An 18,109-nucleotide genomic window follows, 5' to 3' on the forward strand; every position below is an offset into this window, starting at 1 on the left:
CACGCCACTACCCGTTGGCTACAAGAGTTCTGGTCACACCCACAACGCATCTTCTCCCTCATCGGTCGCGGTTGGATGCTCTCTCAAGCAAACTCTTGCTCCGTATCTTGTTATACCAATAAATAATGTGGATTGGTATTATGTGGGGCGATCATTTCAATGCTTTGCTGGGCGAGAGTCTCGTCCAGTTCATCGGAATCATAGGCAGCGTCTCCAATGAGGCGCCCGGGGCTCACCTCCACCACCGAGAGATCCAAGGTCAACTGCACTAGCTTTACTTCGTGGTGTTCATTGGAAGCCCCTCGCGATCAACGATAGCCATGATCTTGGTTCCTTTGCCCTTGTAGCCGAAGCCTACTTCTTCTCCTCCCAATCGAGCTGGGACGAACATACCGTCGATGTAGGCTTCATCGTAGCCTTGGACATCTCGTTCTCGCGCTTCATTGGCCAAGTCCTTAAAGATATTCCGCAATACTTCGCTGTCGCACCAGCGTTGGAATCTACGATGCACCATCTTGTAGTTGGGAAAGCTCTGCGGGAGCATGTGCCACTGCGCTCCTGTCTTCAAGATCCACACTACGGCCTCCAGAATCTTACGCGTCGCCACGGGTTTTGGCCCTGGTTTGCTCTTCTTCTCACCTTCTTCCGGAAAATGATGGCGCATCCTATACCATTGAGCATCAGTGACTTCCATGCCTCTCATAAGAGCAAATTTAACGCCCATACTACTATATAATATCACTTAATTAATTTGAGATAGGTTCAAGAAAAAGGGCATGCCGGATTTTGCGCTAGAGGCCAAAAGCGAAGCAAAGAATTAGACGAAGCGAGCACTTGGCTCATGTAGACAAAGTCCTTAGAAGCGGTATCGCAAATAGAAGTCGTATTCTTTGTGAGGTGTATAAGAGTCGTCGATGAATAGGGTAGAGAACCAATTGGATATCGCGAAGACTATCCTAGCAGAAGCCCTCCGAAAACTACAGTAGCGAGCTTTCTCCGGTGGCCCGCGACGTCCCCGGCGCGGTGGGGGGAGACTTCTTGTTCTGGGTGCAGCTGATCCCAAGTGATAGGTAGCCAGAAAGGCCTTGGGTAGGTGACTTGTTCACGAATTAGCTCATCGCACCCGCCGCGCCGGGGACGTCGCGGCCCACCAGTACTAGGCGGTTTCAAAAAGCGGTCTCCATGAATAGAAATCGTTCTATTTATGAGACCGCTTCTAGAACATCCAAGCCCCGCGCCGCGCCTCTTTCGCTCTTCTTTCGAGCGAATAGAGTTGCTCTTTATAGGCTCGCCATGATTGCCCTTTCGGGGTCTCTTCCCCGCGCGTGTGGATGCGTCCGAGGCCTTCCCGCACCAGCAGCTCGGTGAGGTAGATCTTCTCGGAAGGTTTTTGAGGATCATCGATTTCGACGAACCCGTGGTAACGATCCCCGTCATAAACCTGTTCCCAAGCGGTGTAGACAGTGAAGCTTCCCTGTTCTTGGAAAAGCCTCTCGACATAGGTTTTCGCTACCTGTCCGAGAGCGATGGTTTGATCTAAGCTGAGCCCAAAGTAGTCCGCTTGCTCAGCGACTCGCTCTCGCTGTTTCGCATGCTCGTCGCTAAGATACTTCTCAGGTGTATCGACATAGTAGAGACGCAGCTCAAACTCGTCCTCCCCATGACGGACCAAAAAACTATCGCCATCGTTGTAACGATGCTCCAGCGGGCAAACGCCCGTCAGCCTGTAGTAAGATCCGATGCGTTCGGTAGAGTATTCGGGCTTCATGGCGCTTCTCTGCCCCGTCTCTTTACCGAGCGCAACGCTCGGGATTGACTACCCTCCCTCTTTCTGTTTTGACTTTCGCTCTTCCAGCAGGCGAAGCGCGTAGCCGTCTCCCCACTTTTTTAGCTCCATCAGAAGAGGCCGGAGAGACTCTCCTTCGGAGGTGAGTTCATACTCCACCCGTGGAGGCACCTCGGCGTAGACGATGCGATTCACCAGCCCACTCGCCTCCAACTCTCGCAACTGCTTGGTCAGCATCCGTTGGGTCACACAGCCGATGGCCCGCATCAATTCACTAAAGCGCATCTTTCCCTCCAGCAGGTAAAAGAGAACCATGCCTTTCCATTTGCCTCCAATCAGCTCCAAAGTTGCCTCCACCGGGCAAGCTGGCCTTCCATAACTGGAGTGCCGGGAACCACCTTCTGCTGCGCCTTTGGTATCCATTCTGTAACTACTAGCCCAAATTGTGCGTTATTGCCAAGATGCAAGTAGTGGCTAGATGAACGGGATGAAAGCCATGTTGCTCCCAAGCTACGGAAACGATGCCCCCTTCACTGCTGCCGAGATCGCCGAACCAGAGATCCGCGCGGGGCATGTGAAAATACGAATCGCCGCCTCCAGCGTCAACACGGTCGACACCATGATCCGCCAGATGGGGAAGGAACTTCCCCTCTCACCCGACGCGCCCGCCCTCCTCGGTATGGACTTCGCCGGAACGGTCGTGGAAGTAGGCGACCAAGTCGCTGGCTTGGCCGTGGGCGACGAAGTTTACGGCTGCGCAGGGGGCCTGGCCGATCTCCCGGGCACCTTGGCGGAGTTCATGGTGGCCGACCAGAACCTGGTGGCACCCAAACCGAAAAATCTCTCTTTACGCGAGGCCGCCGCGCTTCCCTTGGTCGCCATCACCGCCTACGAAGGCCTGATGCGGGCCGGGCTCCAAGCCAGGCAAAAAGTGCTCGTCCACGGAGGCTCGGGCGGGGTCGGGCACGTCGCTCTCCAGATCGCCCGACACCTCGGCGCAGAGGTCTACGCCACCGGCGGCGGCCCGCCTCAACTCGACCTCATCCGAGAACTCGGCGCCACTCCCATCCACTACAAAAAAGAAAGCGTGGCAGACTATGTCCAGGCCCACACCGGCGGAGCCGGCTTCGACCTGGTCTTCGATTCGGTAGGCGGACTCAACATGAGCAAGTCCTTCGAAGCGGCCGCGCTCAACGGTCAAATCGCCTCGACGGTCTCCCTCTGCGAAATCGACCTCACCCCCGCCCACTTCAAGGGTCTGTCGCTGCACGTCGTCTTCATGCTCCTACCGATGCTGCACCATCACCGCCGAGAAGAACATGCCCAAATTTTGCAAGCGGTGGCCGAAATCGTGGAAGCCGGAGGCTTGCGCCCCATCCTCGACGAAACCCGCTACTCCCTGGAAGAAGTCGCCGCCGCCTACGCCCGGCTCGAAAGTGGACAAGGCATGGGAAAAGTCGTCATCGACCACCCCTAATACCAAGGTGCAGAATTGGCTGGTAGAATGGCCGAGTGGATTTCGGGCCAGACCAAGGCGCGACGAGGGCGCGGTGCAGGCACCGTAACCGAGCAGCAACGCGGGGCTGGCTCGAAAGACTCCGGCTCTTCCTTCCCCGCGCTTCAGCGCCTCTTCCCCACAACACCTTCCCTCCATTCTACCTGTGAATTCTGGAGCTTGGTATAATACCGGGTTGCCAAAGCAAGCAAAAGAACAGCCGCGCCCAAAAAAATCAGAAATCGAAACTCGAATCCCCCACTTCCCGCACCCAACCCCTCCCTCGGCGATCACGCAGGGCTCCCGGTTTCCTCTGGAAGCCCTCTTCCCGCATCTCAGGATACTCCAGAAACAAGGCCGCCAAAAGACGCTCCTCCGGGCCCACGCCCAGATGAGCCAAGACCTCCTTCTCCCGGAGCACCCCTCCACTCGACCAATAATTCCCGATCCCCTGCTCGGTCAGCAGCAGCAAAAGATTCTGCACCATGGCGGCGGTGGCCGCGAGGTGCTCTTCGTCGCGAGTGCGCTGTCCTTCTTCTGAGAGCGGGGAGGCTCTCTTCTGCTCGGGCTCGCCAAACTCGGGCAACCACGTCACTAAAAGCAAGGCCTGGCAGGCCGCGGCCAACTGCGGTTCCTTCGTCCGCACGCCCCGCTCCTCGCGCAAGTGGCAAGCGAGTTTCCAAGCCGCTTCGTCCCATAAGACATGCACCCGCCAAGGCTCGGCCAAGCCCCCCTCCTGCCGGGGGTGATGAAAGGGGGCCCAACCCGCCGTTTCGATGGCCGCCAGCACCCAAGAGCGATTGCGAGCAGCCAACTCCTTCGGGACAGCTCGATGCGAATCGACTTCGCCCAGCACCTTCACGGTGCGCCGAGCCCGGATCCAGTGGGTCAGATCATGAGGCGAGGTCGACATGAATTCACTGAGAAACCGCCTTGACCAGCGGCGGGGCTTCTTCCCTCAAGCCGAGCACCTCGTCAGTGGCGCTCCGGATGGGGTGGTAGGCGGCGGCGTCTTCCGCGAGCGAGCGCCGGTAGGAAGGAACCATCACGGCCAAACGCTCTTGCCAAGCTTCCGAGCCCATCTCCTCACCGAAACAACGCTCCAGCACTTGCAGCATGATGGAGACCGCCGTCGAGGCGCCCGGGGAGGCACCCAAAAGGGCGGCCATCGAGCCATCGGCAGCCGCCACCACCTCGGTCCCAAATTGGAGCACCCCCCCTTTTTTAGGATCCTTCTTGATAATCTGCACTCTCTGGCCAGCAGTCGCCAGCTTCCAATCGCTCGCTTCCGCCTCTGGAAAAAACTCGTGCAGCGCCTCGATGCGGGCGGCGGGCGACTGCAAGACCTGCTTGATGAGATAGATCGTGAGCGGAAGGTTGTCCTTCGCCACCGTCAACATCGGAAGAAGATTGTCCAGACGGACAGAAGCCGGAAGGTCGGTCAGGTGGCCCGTTTTGAGGAACTTGGGAGAAAAGCCGGCAAAGGGCCCGAAGAGCAAGCTGCGTTGGCCATCGATGTAGCGGGTGTCCAAATGCGGTACCGACATGGGCGGCGCGCCGACCGCGGCTTTGCCGTAGACCTTGGCATCATGTTTTTTCACCACCTCGGGATTGGAGCAAATCAGCCATTTCCCGCTCACCGGAAACCCGCCAAAGCCCTTGCCTTCGGCAAGACCCGCCTTTTGTAAAAGGGGAAGGGCCCCGCCGCCTGCTCCTAGAAAGACAAACCCGGCTGAGAACTGAGAGACCTTCCCCGACTGCCGATCCCGCACCCTCACTCGCCAGTCGGAACCAGCCCGCCGCAGCTGCGTCACTTCGTGGGAAAAGAGAATCTCCACCTCCTCGTCGGTCGTCAAGGTTTTGGTGAGGGAGCGGGTCAGGGCTCCAAAATTGACATCGGTCCCGCTGGCGACGCGGGTGAGCGCGAAGGGCTGGGAGCGGTCGCGTCCCTGCGCTAGGAGGGGCGCCCATTCGGCGGCTTGGTCCCAATCGGTCGTCCATTCCATCTCCTGAAAAAAATGATGCTGCCTCATGCTCTCGAAGCGGGCGAGCAGCGAAGTGACATTCTTCTCCCCCAGCACAAAACTGAGGTGAGGCACCTTTTGAATGAAATCGCCGGGCTCTCCCAGCGTCCCCTCCCGGACCAAGTGCGCCCAGAATTGCTTCGACTTTTCGAACCCCTCGAAAATTTGGATGGCCTTGGCGGCATCGACCGTGCCGTCGGGTCGCTCCGAAGTGTAGTTCAGCTCACACAGCCCCGCATGGCCGGTCCCCGCATTGTTGAGCGCATTGGAACTCTCCAGACCCGCGCTATCCAGGCGCTCAATGATCCGGATGCGGAGCGAAGGGTCGAGCCTTTTCAGCATCGACGCCAGCGTCACGCTCATGATCCCCGCGCCCACCAAGATCACCTCTTTTTCTACCTGGTTCCCCATCATCAAAAAGCGCCTACGTTTCCTCGGGCGGGGCGGAGAGTCGCTGCGGAAGCCACGAGACTCAAAAAAAAGTTTGGAGAAAGCCCACTTTCTCCCGGAGGTCCCCTCTCTGCCGGGAAGCTTCACTGGACAGCCGCGTCGTCTGGGCGGAGCCATCCCTTCCGACCCCTTTCCCCTGCCATGAAAGCCCTGTCCGCCTCCGCCCTCTTTTTTTTCTCGATCCTACCGAGCCTCTCGGCTGAGGAAGCTCCAGCCATCCGCGCGCTCGACGGACCGCTCGACCTGCTCGACGCCGAGCTGAGCCAATTCGAAATCTGGGTGGGCGTTCCCCATGCCACCGTCAAAGGCCTGCCCGAAGGCACCTTCCAATCGCGCAACGTTCACAAGGGTCGGCCGATCGGCTTCGATCGTGAACTGAAGGGGATCTTCACAGTGCAAAGGGAAGGGGACGAGCCCGTTCTGCGCATCAGCGGCGAAATCTATGCCGCCCTCAGCACCCTGGACGCCTTTGCCAACTATCACCTCAGCACGCAATTTCGCTGGGGAGAAAAGAAGTGGGCTCCCCGTCTCGAAAAGAAACGGGACAGCGGCATTCTCTACCATTGCTACGGCGAACACGCTCGCTTTTGGCAGGTCTGGAAGACCTCGCTGGAGTATCAGGTGCAGGAAACTGATTTTGGCGACTTCATCCCTCTGGCCGGCAACACCGCCAAGCCGAAGAAAGTACCCGGCCCGCTAGTGGACATTCGCGGAGGGCAACGCCAAGACCGGGAACAATTCCTTCCCGATCAGGATGAGTATTTCACTCCCAAAGGCTACGTCGATGCCTCCTCCGAACACGACGCTCCCCATGGCGAATGGAATCTGCTCGAAGTCTTTGTCCTCGGGAACGACGCCGTCCATCTCATCAATGGACACGTCGTCATGGTGGTGGAAAACGCCCGTCAACCCGATGGCACGCCGCTCACCTCGGGGCCGATTCAAATCCAATCCGAAGCAGCCGAATGTTACTACAAGCAGTTGCGGCTTACTCCCATCACAGAATTCCCGCCGAGCGTCCTCGAAAACGTGCGCTTTCGAGAACCTTGAAATTTCTGGCGCGTCCCGGGGCTCTCTCTTGGCATGAGACCCACCTTCCTCGCCCTCGCCCTTCTCGTCCTCGGCCTCCATTCTGAGGCCCTCGCCGACCCGCCCACTTCAGAAAAAGCGGTCTTGGCCGCCGGCTGCTTTTGGTGCCTGGAAGCGGTCTTGGAGGGCCAACCCGGAGTGCTCGACGCGGTCTCGGGCTACGCTGGAGGCGCCAAGGACCATCCCACCTATCGCGATCACGGGCAACACGCCGAGGCCGTCGAAGTGACTTTCGACCCCGCCCAAATCAGTTTTGCCGCCCTCTTGGAGGTCTACTGGAACTCCTTCGACCCGACCGACGGGCGGGGCGTCATCCCCGACTTCGGCCCCTCTTACCGACCCATCCTTTTTTTTCTGAACGACGAGCAAAAACGCATCGCAGAAGCCTCCAAGGCCGCCGTGCAAAAGCGCTATCCAGCGCCCCTTGCCGTCCCCATCGAGAAACTGGACAAGTTTTGGACAGCGGAAGGCTACCATCAAGACTTCGTGAAACGCAATCCGGAGCACCCTTACGTCGTTCGCTGGTCCTACGAGAGAATGCGGGCAGTGGGCCTGAAAACGCCCTAGCCGAGGCGCCAGGCGGCCGCTTGCACCCCAGTGCGCCGTCCAAGCACCTATCGGAAATTCGCTTGCACCGACCGGGAGCGCGTGGTTTCTCCCAGCCCGCGATTGACGCGGATGCTTAAGTAAACTTAACTACTTCACCGCAGAATTTCCGCCATGGCCGTCGTCGCTACCAACCTCAAAAAAGGGCAGTGCATCAACTACAAGGGAGAAATGGGGGTGGTCCTCGGACTCGACCATCGCACCCCCGGCAAGGGCAACGCCCTCATCATGGCCAAGATTCGTTCCTTCCAAACGGGCAAAACCAAGGACATCCGCTTCGCCTCCTCGGACAAGGTCGACATCGTACCCGCCGAGCGCAAGAAAGTGGAATACAGTTACGCCGACGGCACGGGCTACTTCTTCATGGACCCGGAAACCTATGACACCTTCGAAGTGCCCGGGGACATCTTGGGGGAAGACGCCGGCTGGCTGACTGAAAACATGGAAGTGGAAGTGCTCTACGTGGACGGCAAGCTCGTCTCGACCGAACTCCCTCCCTCCATCGAAATGGAAGTGACCGAAGCGGCCGAAGGACTCAAGGGAGACACCGCCAACAACCCGCAAAAACCCGTGACCCTCTCCTGCGGCAAAACCATCCAAGCCCCGCTCTTCGTCAAAGAGGGCGACCTCGTCAAGGTCGATCCCTCCAGCGGCGAATACCTCGGCCGCGCCTGAGGCCCTCCCGTGATGCCCGCCCGGAGAAATCGTCGCAAGTCGACTCCGGCCCGGAGGAAGCCCCCTTCTCCTCGTCCCGCCTCCAACGCCAGGGGCCCCAGCAAGCGCGATCGGACCCTCCGCGCCTTCCTCCGCTCGGAACGGTCCGGTGCGGCCGCCCTACGGGAGCTGCGCATCCCCATCACCTGGCTCCATCTCCTGGTCGGAATCGTCCTGCTCCTGCCCTTGGCCTGGATCACAACGAGCGCCTTCTTTGAGACCTTTGTCCGGATGACCCGGGAAGGCGGATTCTGGCGAACCGAAGAGTTCTGGTTTTTCTCACTCGGGGCGCTCCTCTGGCTGGTGGCCCACGTCGGTCTCCGCGGGCTGGACGTGGTCTACGTCTTTGGACATGAGATGACTCATGCCATCTTCGCGATGCTGAGCGGGGGGCGGCTGGGGGAGGCTGCCTGGACCAGCGAGGGTGGCTACATCGAAACGGACACCTCAAACTGGCTCGTCTCGCTCTCCCCCTACTTCGTCCCCTTCTACTCCGTCCTGAGCGTCTCTCTCTTCAGCCTGCTGCAACTCTGGCTGCCCGTCCCGGAGGCCACTCGATGGCTCTTTTCCCTCATCGGCTGCACCTGGTGCTTTCACCTCTCTTACACCCTCCTCATGCTGACCCGGACCCAACCGGACTTGAAGGAAAACGGGACCGTCTTCTCGCTGCTCCTGATCTACTTTGTGAATCTCCTGGTCTTGACGGGCTTGCTCCTGCTGGTTTCGCCCTCCCTGGATGCCACCACCTTTCTCTCCTCTTGGCTTGACCAGGGGCAGGCTTTTTCTGGCCAGCTCTTGGCTTGGCTCGGACTCTAAAGCGCCCCGCTGGCGCGACTCATGCTCATTTTCCCGCCGTGCCCTCCTACTACCGACATACCAAAATCATCGCCACCCTCGGACCCGCCACCGATGCGCCCGAGATGCTGGAAAAGCTCATTCGGGAAGGGGTCGATATCCTGCGTCTGAACATGGCCCACACCACCCCGGAGTGGGTCGCCGACACCATTGGCCACATCCGGGCTGTCTCGGAGAAGGTGGATCGGCATGTGGCCGTCCTGATGGACGTGAAGGGTCCGGAAATCCGGACCGCCCGCCTGTCGGAAAACATTCCGCTCGAGTTGGGCGATTCCCTGGAATTCTACATCGAGAGCAGCCAACCCACCAGCCAAGGCAAGGCCGTCTCCGTCAACTACCCCGGGCTACCGGAGGATGTCCAAATCGGCGCCACCGTCCTGGTCGATAGTGGCCTCCTTCGCATGAAGGTCGTGAGAAAAACCGCCACCAGTCTCTTCTGCGAGGTCCTCACTTCCGGAAGCCTCGGTTCCAAACGGCACATCAATCTGCCCGGGGTCCACGTCAATCTCCCCTCCCTGACCGCCAAAGACGAAGCCGATCTGGAACATGGGATTGGCTTGCCGTCGGGAATCGATTTCGTGGCCCTCTCCTTTGTCCGCCAAGCGGAGGACATCGCCACGCTCCGCCGCTTCCTGACCGAGCGCGGCTCGCGCGCCCGCATCATCGCCAAAATCGAGGACCAAGCCGGAGTCCGCAATATGGAGGAGATCGTCTCGGCGGCCGATGGCATCATGGTGGCCCGGGGCGACTTGGGAATCGAAATCGCCTACCCGAAACTCCCCCTGGTCCAGCGGGAAATGGTCGCCTCCTGCCAAGCACAGGGCAAGCCGGTCATCATCGCCACCCACCTGCTCGAATCCATGATCACCTCGCCCATGCCGACGCGGGCCGAGATTTCGGACGTTTCCAATGCCATCCGGGAACAGGCCGATGCCGTCATGCTCTCCGGCGAAACCACCACCGGCCGCTACCCTCTGGAAGCGGTCCAAACGATGAAAGAAATCATCGAGAGCATTGAGCCCTCCGTCCGCCACCCGCTCAACAAGCGAATCCAACTCCACGAGCCCAAGGCCAAGATGCTGCGTTCCGCGGCCGTCTTGGCCCAAGAACTGGGGAAATCCGGGATCGTGGTCTTCTCACGCAGTGGCTTTCTTCCCTACGTCTTGGGCGCTCTTCGCCCCTGCGGCCGGCCGATCTTCGCTTTCACTGATGACGCCGAAATCTTCCGCCAACTGACCCTCCCCTGGGGAGTGGAGCCCTTTCACATGCCCTTCTGCGAGAACCCGGAAGACACCATTCTCGATGCCTTGGCCTACCTCAAGCGGGGGGACTGGGTCGAGCCGGGAACCTGGCTCGTAGTCATCACCAATGCGCTGGCGCACGAAAGGGTCATCGATACCCTGCAATTGCGCCAAGTGGAGTGACGCTCCCGGAAAGCCGCCCTTTACTTCGAGGGCCGATTCCCCACTTTGGCGCGTGCCATCTGCTCCTTCGAAAAAAACCCTCCCGTGGTGGCTCTATCCGAATCTTGTTAGCCTGGACGCCCCTTTGGTGGCCCTCGTCTGGTTGAAGCTCTATGAAAAGGCATTCCAGCTGGCCATTCCGCTGGAAATCTTTGTGACCCTGGGGGCGACCGTTTGGAGCATCTATGTGGTCGATCGCCTCCTGGACGCCCGCCTGACTCAGCGCCGCTCGCCGGCGGGCGCTAAGTTAGCTGCACGTCATCTCTATCACTGGGAGCGACGCCGCCTTCTGGTCCCACTAGTGGGTCTGGTTCTCTTGCTGGTTTTGTGGACCGCCTTCTTCCGCTTGCCTCAATCTCTCACAGCGGCCGGGCTCATTCCGGGCTTGCTCATTGGCTTCTACCTGGTGGGGGTCTCCCAGGGGCAGCGTTCTCTCAGCGGCCTCAAAGAACTGGTCTCGGGTCTCCTCTTCGCCTTTGGCACCAGTCTTTCAGCTTATTCCTACGCGGGGGTCCTGCGCTCGCTCGACTTCGGCCTGCTCGGGAGCAACGGGGAAACCCTCGCTGCCATGGAAGTCTTGAGTGCCCTTCTCCTGGGCGCCGTCGTGACTTTTGGCCAAATCCTCTTCAAGGCGGAAGTCCTTTTCTTCGGCCTCCTCTGCGCCCAAAACATCTTCGTCATCCACCTCTGGGAACAGCCCAGGGAAACCCCCGCCAAATGGGACTTCTATTGCTGGATCAATGCGCTTCTCTCGATCCTCACCCTCACGCTGGCCCTCTCCGTCAGTCACACCGGCCTGCCCCTGCTCTTCGGCGCCATCAGCCTGAGCGCCGGCCTTTTGGCAGTTCTCCATCGCTTCCGCAAGCGCTTTCGCCCCCGCCTCTTGCGGGTCTTGGCCGACGTCGCCCTCTTGACCCCCTTGCTCTTTCTCTTGCTTTGAAAGTGGCCAGCTACCAGGCCGTGGCCCCTTGGTATCGACTCTTGGAGAAAAGCGTTTTCGGAGGCCAGCTCGACGAAGCCCGCCGTCAAGGACAAGCCCTCCTCACCCCCGCCCGTGCCCCCCTCCACCGCCTTTTGGTCCCCGGGGTGGGGAACGGAGCCGGTCTGCAAGACTTGGCGCGAGGATGGAAAGAAGTGGTCGTCTTCGATCCCAGCCCGGGCATGCTGACACGGGCCCGAAAGCGCCTTGGCGATGCCTTATCCTACCTCCGTCTGGAGGAACTCTCTACCATCGAAGAGCCCTTCGACGCCCTCCTGACTTGCTTCGTGCTCGATCACTTTCAGCCCGAAGAGCAGCAGGAAGCCATTGGCACTTGGGGGGAGCGTCTCCGCCCTGGAGGCTGGTGGGTGGATGTCGACTTCCAGCCCGCTCGGCGGGTGGCACCCGGATGGTCTCGCTGGAAGGCGCGGGGACTCCTTGCCCTCATGCTCCGCTTCTTCCAGCTGACTTGTGGGATTTCCGCCAAGCGCCTGCACTCGCCGGAAGACTTCTTTGCGCAAAGTGGCTTCACGCTGGAAACGATCTGGCAGTCTCGCGACCGCTTTCTTCGGGCGCACGCTTGGCGCCTAGCGCCTGACGCGTAGCTATTCTCTTTTTCCAGCTCTTTTTCCAGCGTAAGGGGTGGGGCAGATGAAGTCGGTTCTTCGGGTTTTCGGATACCTCCAACGCTACCCCCGCCTGGCCAGCCTCCAGTTGGGCTGCGCCGTTCTCATGACCGTCATGCTCTTGGTCTTTCCGGAGACCACGGAATACACCCTGAAAACCGTGCTCCCCCAGCGGGACTACCGCCTCTTTTTCATCATGATCGGAGCCGTCTTGGTGGGATTCTTCCTACGGGATGCGCTCAATTCAGCCCGCATTCTCATCAACAACGAATTCGAGCAGAAAGTCATTTTCGACATCCGCTCCGAGCTCTATGAGAAAATCCAGAGACTGCCGCTCCGCTGGTTCCAGGGGCGCCAGACCGGCGATATCCTCACTCGGGTGACCGAGGACGTAACCGCCATGGAGCGCGTCCTCATCGATGGGATTGAGCAAGGCGTCGTCGCTCTCCTCCAAATTCTCATCGTGGGCGTGATGCTCTACCTGACCGACTGGCAGGTCGCCCTCTGGGCCACCCTCCCCGTGCCCTTCCTGCTGACAGGGGCCTACCTCTACACCTCCAAGGCCAAGGACCGCTACCGGGCCCAAAGAGAGGCCACCAGCGACATGAATTCCCTCCTCCACGACAACCTATCGGGCATCTCGCAAATCAAAATCTTTACCGCCGAGCGCGCCGAGCACGCACGCTTCAATGCCTCCTCCCAAGCCCTCCGTGAGGCCTCCCTCCGGGTCATGCGTTGGTGGGGCATCTACTCTCCCGGCATGTCCCTTTTGGGCACTTTCGGCTACGTCCTCGTCTTTGCTTTTGGCGGTTGGGCCGTCATGCAAGGCCAGATGGAGCAGCCCCAGCTGGTGAAATTCTTTCTCTACCTGGCGCTCTTCTACGAACCCTTTGGACGACTGCACCAACTCAATCAAATGGCTCTCTCAGCCCGCGCGGCCGGGGATCGGGTCTTCGAAATTCTCGACTCCCAAGACGAGCCGAACCTCCGCTCTGGAAAGGCCCTCGCCGAACCCATCCGGGGGGAGATCGTGCTGCAAGACGTCTCCTTCGCTTACGACGACACGCCCACCCTCCGCCGCGTCTCCCTCCAGGCCCAGCCCGGCCAAACCATTGCCTTGGTCGGACCGACCGGGGCGGGGAAATCCACGCTCGTTTCCCTCCTGACGCGATTTTACGAAAAGGACGCTGGTTCGATTCGGATCGATGGCCAAGAGATCGCCGAACTCTCAAAAGAATCGCTCCGCCGGGCCGTCGGGCTCGTGACCCAGGAGCCTTTTCTTTTCAATGGCACCGTGCGGGAGAATCTGCTTCTCGGCCAACGCCAGGCCACCTCCGAAGAAATGAAATCGGTCTTGGCGGCCGCCAATGCCCTCGCCTTCGTGAAGGGCCTTCCCAAGGGGCTGGAGACCAATGTGGGCGAGCGCGGCGTGAAACTCTCTGGAGGCGAGAAACAACGGCTTTCTATCGCCCGCGCTCTCCTGCGCAACCCGCCGATCCTCCTCTTGGATGAGGCGACAGCGTCCGTTGATAACGAGACCGAACGACTCATCCAAGAAGCGCTCGAAAGGCTTTTGGAGAACCGCACCTCCCTCGTGATTGCCCATCGCCTCTCCACCGTCCGCTCCGCGGATTGCATCTACGTCCTGCAAGAAGGACGCGTCGCCGAAAGTGGCACCCACGAGCAGTTGACCGCGCAACAAGGCCCCTACGCCAAGCTCTGCGCCAACGCCTACATCGGGGCAGGGTAATACCAAGCTGCAGAATTGGCTGGTAGAATGGCCGAGTGGATTTCGGGCCAGACCAAGGCGCGACGAGAGCGCGGTGCAGGCACCGTAACCGAGGTGCAACGCAGCGCTGGCTCGAAAGACACCGGCTCCCCCTTCCCCGCGCTTCAGCGCCTCTTCCCCACAACACCTCCCCTCCATTCTGCCAGTGAATTCTGGTGGTTGGTATAAGGGTAGCAAACAGCCGGATCAGCTCACCCCCACCACGCGGGACTGAAGATTCTGCCAGCGCATCTCAAAATCCTTCATCTTTCCCAAGAAACTCTCTGCATTCCCCTCCGTTCTCGCACTGAACTTTTGGGGGAGCCAGACCCTCAAACGCGTTCCCCCCTCCTTCCAAGGCTCCGCCTTGATCCAGCCTTTGTGATGAAAAATGATGACGTAGCAGGCGGCCAAATTCACGCCCAGCGCATTGGAATCCTTAGCCCGCATGTAGAAGGGATCAAAGACTCGGCTGGATTGGTCCTCCGAAATCCGCGGACCATCGTCTTCCACGCAAATGAGCACTCCCGGCTCCCCTTTCTCCTCCACTTCCACCGCTGTGATGAAGAGCTGGCCGCCTTCTGAAATGACACTGTGCTCCTCTTCTAAAAGAAGACGGAAGAGCTGCACCATCTGGCTGGCGTAGGCTTCGATGGGGGGGAGATCGTCCTCGATACTGATCTCCAGAGTGATCTTCTTCTCGAGAAACTTTTCCTTGAGTAAGGTCGCGGACTCTTGAATGACCTCTGACAGCGATACTTCCGCCTTGTCCTTGCGCGTCCGGTGGTAAGAGACCGACCACATCTGATCGAGCACCTCCTCCATCCGATCCACCTGACTCACGACCGCCTCTCGAAACTCGACCCAAAAGTCCTCGTTGCGCAGGGCAGCCCCGTCCAAGGTGTCCTCCAAAGTCTCGGGAATCATCTCCAGGAAAGTCCGCAGGGAAGTGAGTGCATTGCGGAAATGGTGATTCATGCCCTCCGCCAGAATGCCGACCCCAGCCACCCGATCCGCCATGAGAATGTTCTGGATGGTCGAAGCCTTTTCGGCCAGCAGCTGGTCCCGCTCCCTCAAAAGATCGTGCCACGCCAGGGACTGCTGCAGAACCTCCTCCAAATGATCAAACTCCCAAGGCTTCTTGAGATGCTTGTGAATGCCTCCTTCATTCACCGCGGACATGGCGGCGTCGTAATCCGTGAAAGCCGTCACAAGAATCCGCACCATGCTGGGATTCAATCGACGGACCTTCTCTAAAAACTCCACCCCCGTCTCGCCGGGCATTCGCTGATCGCTCATCACGACCCCAATGGCCTCCGCATTCTCTTCCAGAATCTGCAGACCCTCGCGCGCGCTCTTGGCCACAAAAATCGGGAAATCCTCCCCAAACAATTGGGAAAAATACTCGAGCGACTTCTCCTCATCATCGACATAGAGGATCGCTGGGCGGGGAGCGGCCTTCATCGCGCTACACTGTCAGATCTTGACGCAAGGTAAATTCATTTGAGGACGGACTGGCTTCCGGGAAGAAGAGTTGGAACTCCGTAAAGCTCCCCGGCTGGCTCTTCACCTGGATGGTGCCGCCATGGTCCTCCATGATACGATGGCAGATGCTCAATCCCAAGCCCATTCCTTCTCCCACTTGCTTGGTCGTGAAAAAAGGATCAAAGAGCTTGCTGAGCGCGTCATTCGGAATGCCGGTCCCTTCATCTCGCACTTTCAAAAGCACCCCGGCGTCCACCTCCTCGGCCAGGATGGCAATCTGCGGCGCCTGGTTCAGCTTGGTCGCTTGCAAAGCGTTTTGGAGCAAATTGAGCAAAACTTGGATCAAACGGTTTTGATCTCCCATCACCTGAATGGATTCGGGAATGCTGGTCTGGATGTCGGCATTGGCATCCCGGATGGATTTCACCAAAAAGCGGAGTGCGGAATCGACCACCCCATGCAGCGGAAGGGGAGAAAGCGGTTGGTCCCCTGGATGGGAAAAAGATCGCAAATCCTGCACGATGCTGGAGATGCGGGCCAGCCCGTCCCGAATGTCATTCACAATGGCCTCCCAACCCGGCACGGCTTCCGTCTCCAAACGATTGAGCTTCTTGCGTAAGACTTGGGTGGCGGTGCCGATGAAATTCACGGGATTGTTGATCTCATGGATGATCCCCGCGGAGAGTTGGCCCAAAGAAGCCAGCTTCTCGGACTGCATCAGCTGGGACTCCGTCTCGCGGAGTTGCCGCAAGCTGCTCTCGAGATCCCGATTGGCCTGGCGGACCTCCTTCTGAAGTCGATACCCCTGAATCAGATGCCTGACACGAATGTGCATCTCGGTCACGGAGTAAGGCTTGATAAGCACATCACTTATGCCCGCAGCCAAGCCGTTGAGGCGGGTTTCCTCATCCGCTCGGGCCGTCAACAGCAAAATAGGAATCGCCTCCGTCGCCGGATCGCTTTTCAGCTTGCGAGCGACGGTCAGGCCATCCATCCCGGGCATCATATAGTCCAGCAAAATAATCTCGGGATCTTCGAGAGCTACCGCCTCCAAGGCCTCCGTGCCATCCCCAGCCTCCACAATCTCAAACTCCGATTCCAGCTCTTCAGCCAACAATCGCCTCATTTCAGGTTCATCGTCCGCGACCAGCACTCGCGGCTTATCTTCAAACTGTATGGCCGGCTGTTCGTCGAGCGTGGGGGTAAAAGTTTCCGAAGGATTCAGCCGATGATCTGGAACACGCAATGACGACCGCTTGCTGGGGATCACCGTACCCTCTCGATTCGCCTCGCGAAAAAGATCGCCCAACCAGCTCTCATGGGAACCCTGTTCTCCTACCTCTGCCGAAAAAACAGCCTTCTCGGGCGCCTTCGCTGGCAGGACGAAGGAAACTCGAGTCCCGCGGCCGAGGACACTCTCGGCTGAAACATGGCCATGGTGCGCTTCAACGGTCTCTTTGACCAAAGACAAGCCGATTCCAGTCCCTGCTTGCGTGCGCTGGATAGAGGAATCCTCTTGCCAGAAGCGATCAAAAATGTGGCGCAAGGCCTCGGGGTCGATGCCTCGGCCGGTGTCGGAGACCTCGAAAGCAATGCTGTCCTTGGAAGGCAGGCTTACGGTGATGGTGACGGATCCCTGTTCTCCAGTGAATTTGATTGAATTGAAGATCAAATTCAGCAAAACCTTCTCAATTTTTTCCTCATCGGCTTCAAGGATCGAGGGAACCGCATCCTCTACCTCACTAGCCAACTCAATTCGTCGTTCTTGAGCGGTTCCGCTCACTGAGCGCAAGATGGCGCTTAAGAAGGAGCGCAATTCAAATCGCTTATACTTCAGTGACAACCCCCCTGCTTCGGCCTTGGAGACATCAAGAAGATCATTGATCAATTTGAGCAACCTGAGCGACTGCTTTTGCATCGTATCGAGTGTCAAGGAAACCGCGTTGCCTTGACTCTCTGGCAGACGTGCTGGAATCGATTCACGAAAACGCTTCAGATGCCCGATCACTAGAGTGAGAGGCGTGCGCAGCTCATGACTCACATTGGCAAGGAAATCCGTTTTGATCCGATCAAGCTCCCGAAGCTTAGCGTTGCTTTCGCGAAGCTCGTCTTGTCGCTCAATGGCCTCACTCCGAAGAACGAACTCCCGAATTCGAAAGCGACTCAAGGCAAAGCCGCTGACCACGATGAAAACTCCATTCAAGGCGATGAAAATGACATTGTTCAAAAAGAGTCCACTTGCGTCTGTTCGCTCTCCTAAGAGCGGCACCAAATTCGCCAACCCATAGATGAAAAAGGTCAGGAGCAAGATCACATTGCTTTCTCGATAAAGCCAGGGAAACATCAAACCGAAGGCCACCAAGGCCAAGGTGATACCCGCGTAGTAGTGACTCGAAGGATCTCCGGTCCGATAAATCATCAGAGAGATCATTGCAATCGCAATGATCGGGATGACGCAGGCAGTTGCACGATAGTGCGCCTGCAAGAAGGGACTGCGCAAACAGACCGTGTAAATCAAGAGAACTGCACTGCCCAAACAGCGTAAGATAAAGAACTCTTGCGCAAGTTCTGGATAGGCAAAGACGTCCAAGACAACCGCGACCATGATGAGGCCGACAGCAATGAAGGCTGCCAACTTCGACGCAGCCAAGGTCGCTTGCCGCTCTTCCTCGACAAACGACTGACGGAGCCTCTCGGGAACTTCCTCGCTTGCTTGGTGACCCAACGACCGAAGCCACGCCAAGGCGGACTTGACCGTCATTAGAGGAT

17 protein-coding genes are annotated in these 18,109 nt (G+C 58.7%); 10 read left to right on the plus strand and 7 right to left on the minus strand.

Translation table 11 applies throughout. From position 1 onward, the window contains the following. Positions 1-125 precede the first annotated feature (125 nt). Positions 126-272 (plus strand): hypothetical protein, encoded by a 147-nt coding sequence (locus AAF555_08205; protein MEM6911554.1) that lies wholly within the window; start codon positions 126-128, stop codon positions 270-272. Positions 273-274: 2 nt separating this feature from the next. On the opposite strand, the gene AAF555_08210 is transcribed toward AAF555_08205, so the two are convergent. The 3 genes from AAF555_08210 to AAF555_08220 all read right to left on the minus strand — a co-directional run bounded on the left by AAF555_08210 (position 275) and on the right by AAF555_08220 (position 2,209). Continuing rightward, the gene (locus tag AAF555_08210) at positions 275-694 is read right to left on the minus strand and encodes a transposase (protein ID MEM6911555.1); all 420 of its coding nucleotides are present in this window, start codon (positions 692-694) and stop codon (positions 275-277) included. A 522-nt stretch (positions 695-1,216) separates the two neighbouring features. Beyond that, positions 1,217-1,768 carry a thermonuclease family protein gene (locus AAF555_08215; GenBank protein MEM6911556.1) on the minus strand — a complete coding sequence of 184 codons (552 nt, stop codon included), beginning with the start codon at positions 1,766-1,768 and terminating at the stop codon, positions 1,217-1,219. 48 nt (positions 1,769-1,816) lie between these two features. After that, positions 1,817-2,209: a helix-turn-helix domain-containing protein gene (locus AAF555_08220; GenBank protein MEM6911557.1), complete on the minus strand. Its 393-nt coding sequence runs from the start codon at positions 2,207-2,209 to the stop codon at positions 1,817-1,819. Positions 2,210-2,273: 64 nt separating this feature from the next. Here AAF555_08220 and AAF555_08225 point away from each other — a divergent pair, with 64 nt between their 5' ends. Then, positions 2,274-3,263: a zinc-dependent alcohol dehydrogenase family protein gene (locus AAF555_08225; protein ID MEM6911558.1), complete on the plus strand. Its 990-nt coding sequence runs from the start codon at positions 2,274-2,276 to the stop codon at positions 3,261-3,263. A gap of 253 nt (positions 3,264-3,516) precedes the next feature. Here AAF555_08225 and AAF555_08230 read toward each other — a convergent pair whose 3' ends face one another. Together AAF555_08230 and mqo are read right to left on the minus strand one after the other, a co-directional pair. Beyond that, the gene (locus AAF555_08230) at positions 3,517-4,194 is read right to left on the minus strand and encodes a nitroreductase family protein (protein ID MEM6911559.1); all 678 of its coding nucleotides are present in this window, start codon (positions 4,192-4,194) and stop codon (positions 3,517-3,519) included. Between the two features lie 4 nt (positions 4,195-4,198). Continuing rightward, positions 4,199-5,716, minus strand: coding sequence for a malate dehydrogenase (quinone) (gene mqo, locus AAF555_08235; GenBank protein ID MEM6911560.1), 1,518 nt, complete (start codon positions 5,714-5,716; stop codon positions 4,199-4,201). Between the two features lie 180 nt (positions 5,717-5,896). On the opposite strand from mqo, the gene AAF555_08240 reads away from it, so the two are divergent. The 8 genes from AAF555_08240 to AAF555_08275 all read left to right on the plus strand — a co-directional run bounded on the left by AAF555_08240 (position 5,897) and on the right by AAF555_08275 (position 13,837). Further along, positions 5,897-6,805: a DUF1080 domain-containing protein gene (locus AAF555_08240; protein ID MEM6911561.1), complete on the plus strand. Its 909-nt coding sequence runs from the start codon at positions 5,897-5,899 to the stop codon at positions 6,803-6,805. A 33-nt stretch (positions 6,806-6,838) separates the two neighbouring features. Continuing rightward, positions 6,839-7,411, plus strand: a complete 573-nt coding sequence (gene msrA / locus AAF555_08245; protein ID MEM6911562.1) for a peptide-methionine (S)-S-oxide reductase MsrA — start codon at positions 6,839-6,841, stop codon at positions 7,409-7,411. 153 nt (positions 7,412-7,564) lie between these two features. Further along, the gene (efp, locus tag AAF555_08250; protein MEM6911563.1) at positions 7,565-8,125 is read left to right on the plus strand and encodes an elongation factor P; all 561 of its coding nucleotides are present in this window, start codon (positions 7,565-7,567) and stop codon (positions 8,123-8,125) included. 12 nt (positions 8,126-8,137) lie between these two features. Then, entirely contained in the window at positions 8,138-8,980 is an 843-nt protein-coding gene (locus AAF555_08255; protein ID MEM6911564.1) for a hypothetical protein, read from the plus strand. 38 nt (positions 8,981-9,018) lie between these two features. Next, positions 9,019-10,443: a pyruvate kinase gene (gene pyk, locus AAF555_08260; protein MEM6911565.1), complete on the plus strand. Its 1,425-nt coding sequence runs from the start codon at positions 9,019-9,021 to the stop codon at positions 10,441-10,443. Between the two features lie 52 nt (positions 10,444-10,495). Next, the gene (locus AAF555_08265; GenBank protein MEM6911566.1) at positions 10,496-11,422 is read left to right on the plus strand and encodes a hypothetical protein; all 927 of its coding nucleotides are present in this window, start codon (positions 10,496-10,498) and stop codon (positions 11,420-11,422) included. A 2-nt stretch (positions 11,423-11,424) separates the two neighbouring features. After that, complete coding sequence (locus AAF555_08270; protein ID MEM6911567.1) at positions 11,425-12,066, plus strand: class I SAM-dependent methyltransferase; 642 nt, start codon at positions 11,425-11,427, stop codon at positions 12,064-12,066. 46 nt (positions 12,067-12,112) lie between these two features. Then, positions 12,113-13,837, plus strand: a complete 1,725-nt coding sequence (locus tag AAF555_08275; GenBank protein ID MEM6911568.1) for an ABC transporter ATP-binding protein — start codon at positions 12,113-12,115, stop codon at positions 13,835-13,837. A 225-nt stretch (positions 13,838-14,062) separates the two neighbouring features. Here AAF555_08275 and AAF555_08280 read toward each other — a convergent pair whose 3' ends face one another. Both AAF555_08280 and AAF555_08285 read right to left on the minus strand, forming a co-directional pair. Continuing rightward, positions 14,063-15,319 (minus strand): hybrid sensor histidine kinase/response regulator, encoded by a 1,257-nt coding sequence (locus AAF555_08280; GenBank protein ID MEM6911569.1) that lies wholly within the window; start codon positions 15,317-15,319, stop codon positions 14,063-14,065. Positions 15,320-15,323: 4 nt separating this feature from the next. Then, the gene (locus AAF555_08285) at positions 15,324-18,101 is read right to left on the minus strand and encodes an ATP-binding protein (protein ID MEM6911570.1); all 2,778 of its coding nucleotides are present in this window, start codon (positions 18,099-18,101) and stop codon (positions 15,324-15,326) included. Positions 18,102-18,109 lie beyond the last annotated feature (8 nt).

This window comes from Verrucomicrobiota bacterium (assembly GCA_039027815.1).
In the GTDB taxonomy this organism is placed as follows: Bacteria; Verrucomicrobiota; Verrucomicrobiia; order Verrucomicrobiales; family JBCCJK01; genus JBCCJK01.

Coding starts and splice junctions, on each gene's coding strand:
- AAF555_08205 (MEM6911554.1), top strand. CDS start 126: ATGTGGATTGGTATTATGTGGGGCGATCATTTCAATGCTTTGCTGGGC.
- AAF555_08210 (MEM6911555.1), bottom strand. CDS start 694: ATGGAAGTCACTGATGCTCAATGGTATAGGATGCGCCATCATTTTCCG.
- AAF555_08215 (MEM6911556.1), bottom strand. CDS start 1,768: ATGAAGCCCGAATACTCTACCGAACGCATCGGATCTTACTACAGGCTG.
- AAF555_08220 (MEM6911557.1), bottom strand. CDS start 2,209: ATGGATACCAAAGGCGCAGCAGAAGGTGGTTCCCGGCACTCCAGTTAT.
- AAF555_08225 (MEM6911558.1), top strand. CDS start 2,274: ATGAAAGCCATGTTGCTCCCAAGCTACGGAAACGATGCCCCCTTCACT.
- AAF555_08230 (MEM6911559.1), bottom strand. CDS start 4,194: ATGTCGACCTCGCCTCATGATCTGACCCACTGGATCCGGGCTCGGCGC.
- mqo (MEM6911560.1), bottom strand. CDS start 5,716: ATGGGGAACCAGGTAGAAAAAGAGGTGATCTTGGTGGGCGCGGGGATC.
- AAF555_08240 (MEM6911561.1), top strand. CDS start 5,897: ATGAAAGCCCTGTCCGCCTCCGCCCTCTTTTTTTTCTCGATCCTACCG.
- msrA (MEM6911562.1), top strand. CDS start 6,839: ATGAGACCCACCTTCCTCGCCCTCGCCCTTCTCGTCCTCGGCCTCCAT.
- efp (MEM6911563.1), top strand. CDS start 7,565: ATGGCCGTCGTCGCTACCAACCTCAAAAAAGGGCAGTGCATCAACTAC.
- AAF555_08255 (MEM6911564.1), top strand. CDS start 8,138: ATGCCCGCCCGGAGAAATCGTCGCAAGTCGACTCCGGCCCGGAGGAAG.
- AAF555_08275 (MEM6911568.1), top strand. CDS start 12,113: ATGAAGTCGGTTCTTCGGGTTTTCGGATACCTCCAACGCTACCCCCGC.
- AAF555_08280 (MEM6911569.1), bottom strand. CDS start 15,319: ATGAAGGCCGCTCCCCGCCCAGCGATCCTCTATGTCGATGATGAGGAG.
- AAF555_08285 (MEM6911570.1), bottom strand. CDS start 18,101: ATGACGGTCAAGTCCGCCTTGGCGTGGCTTCGGTCGTTGGGTCACCAA.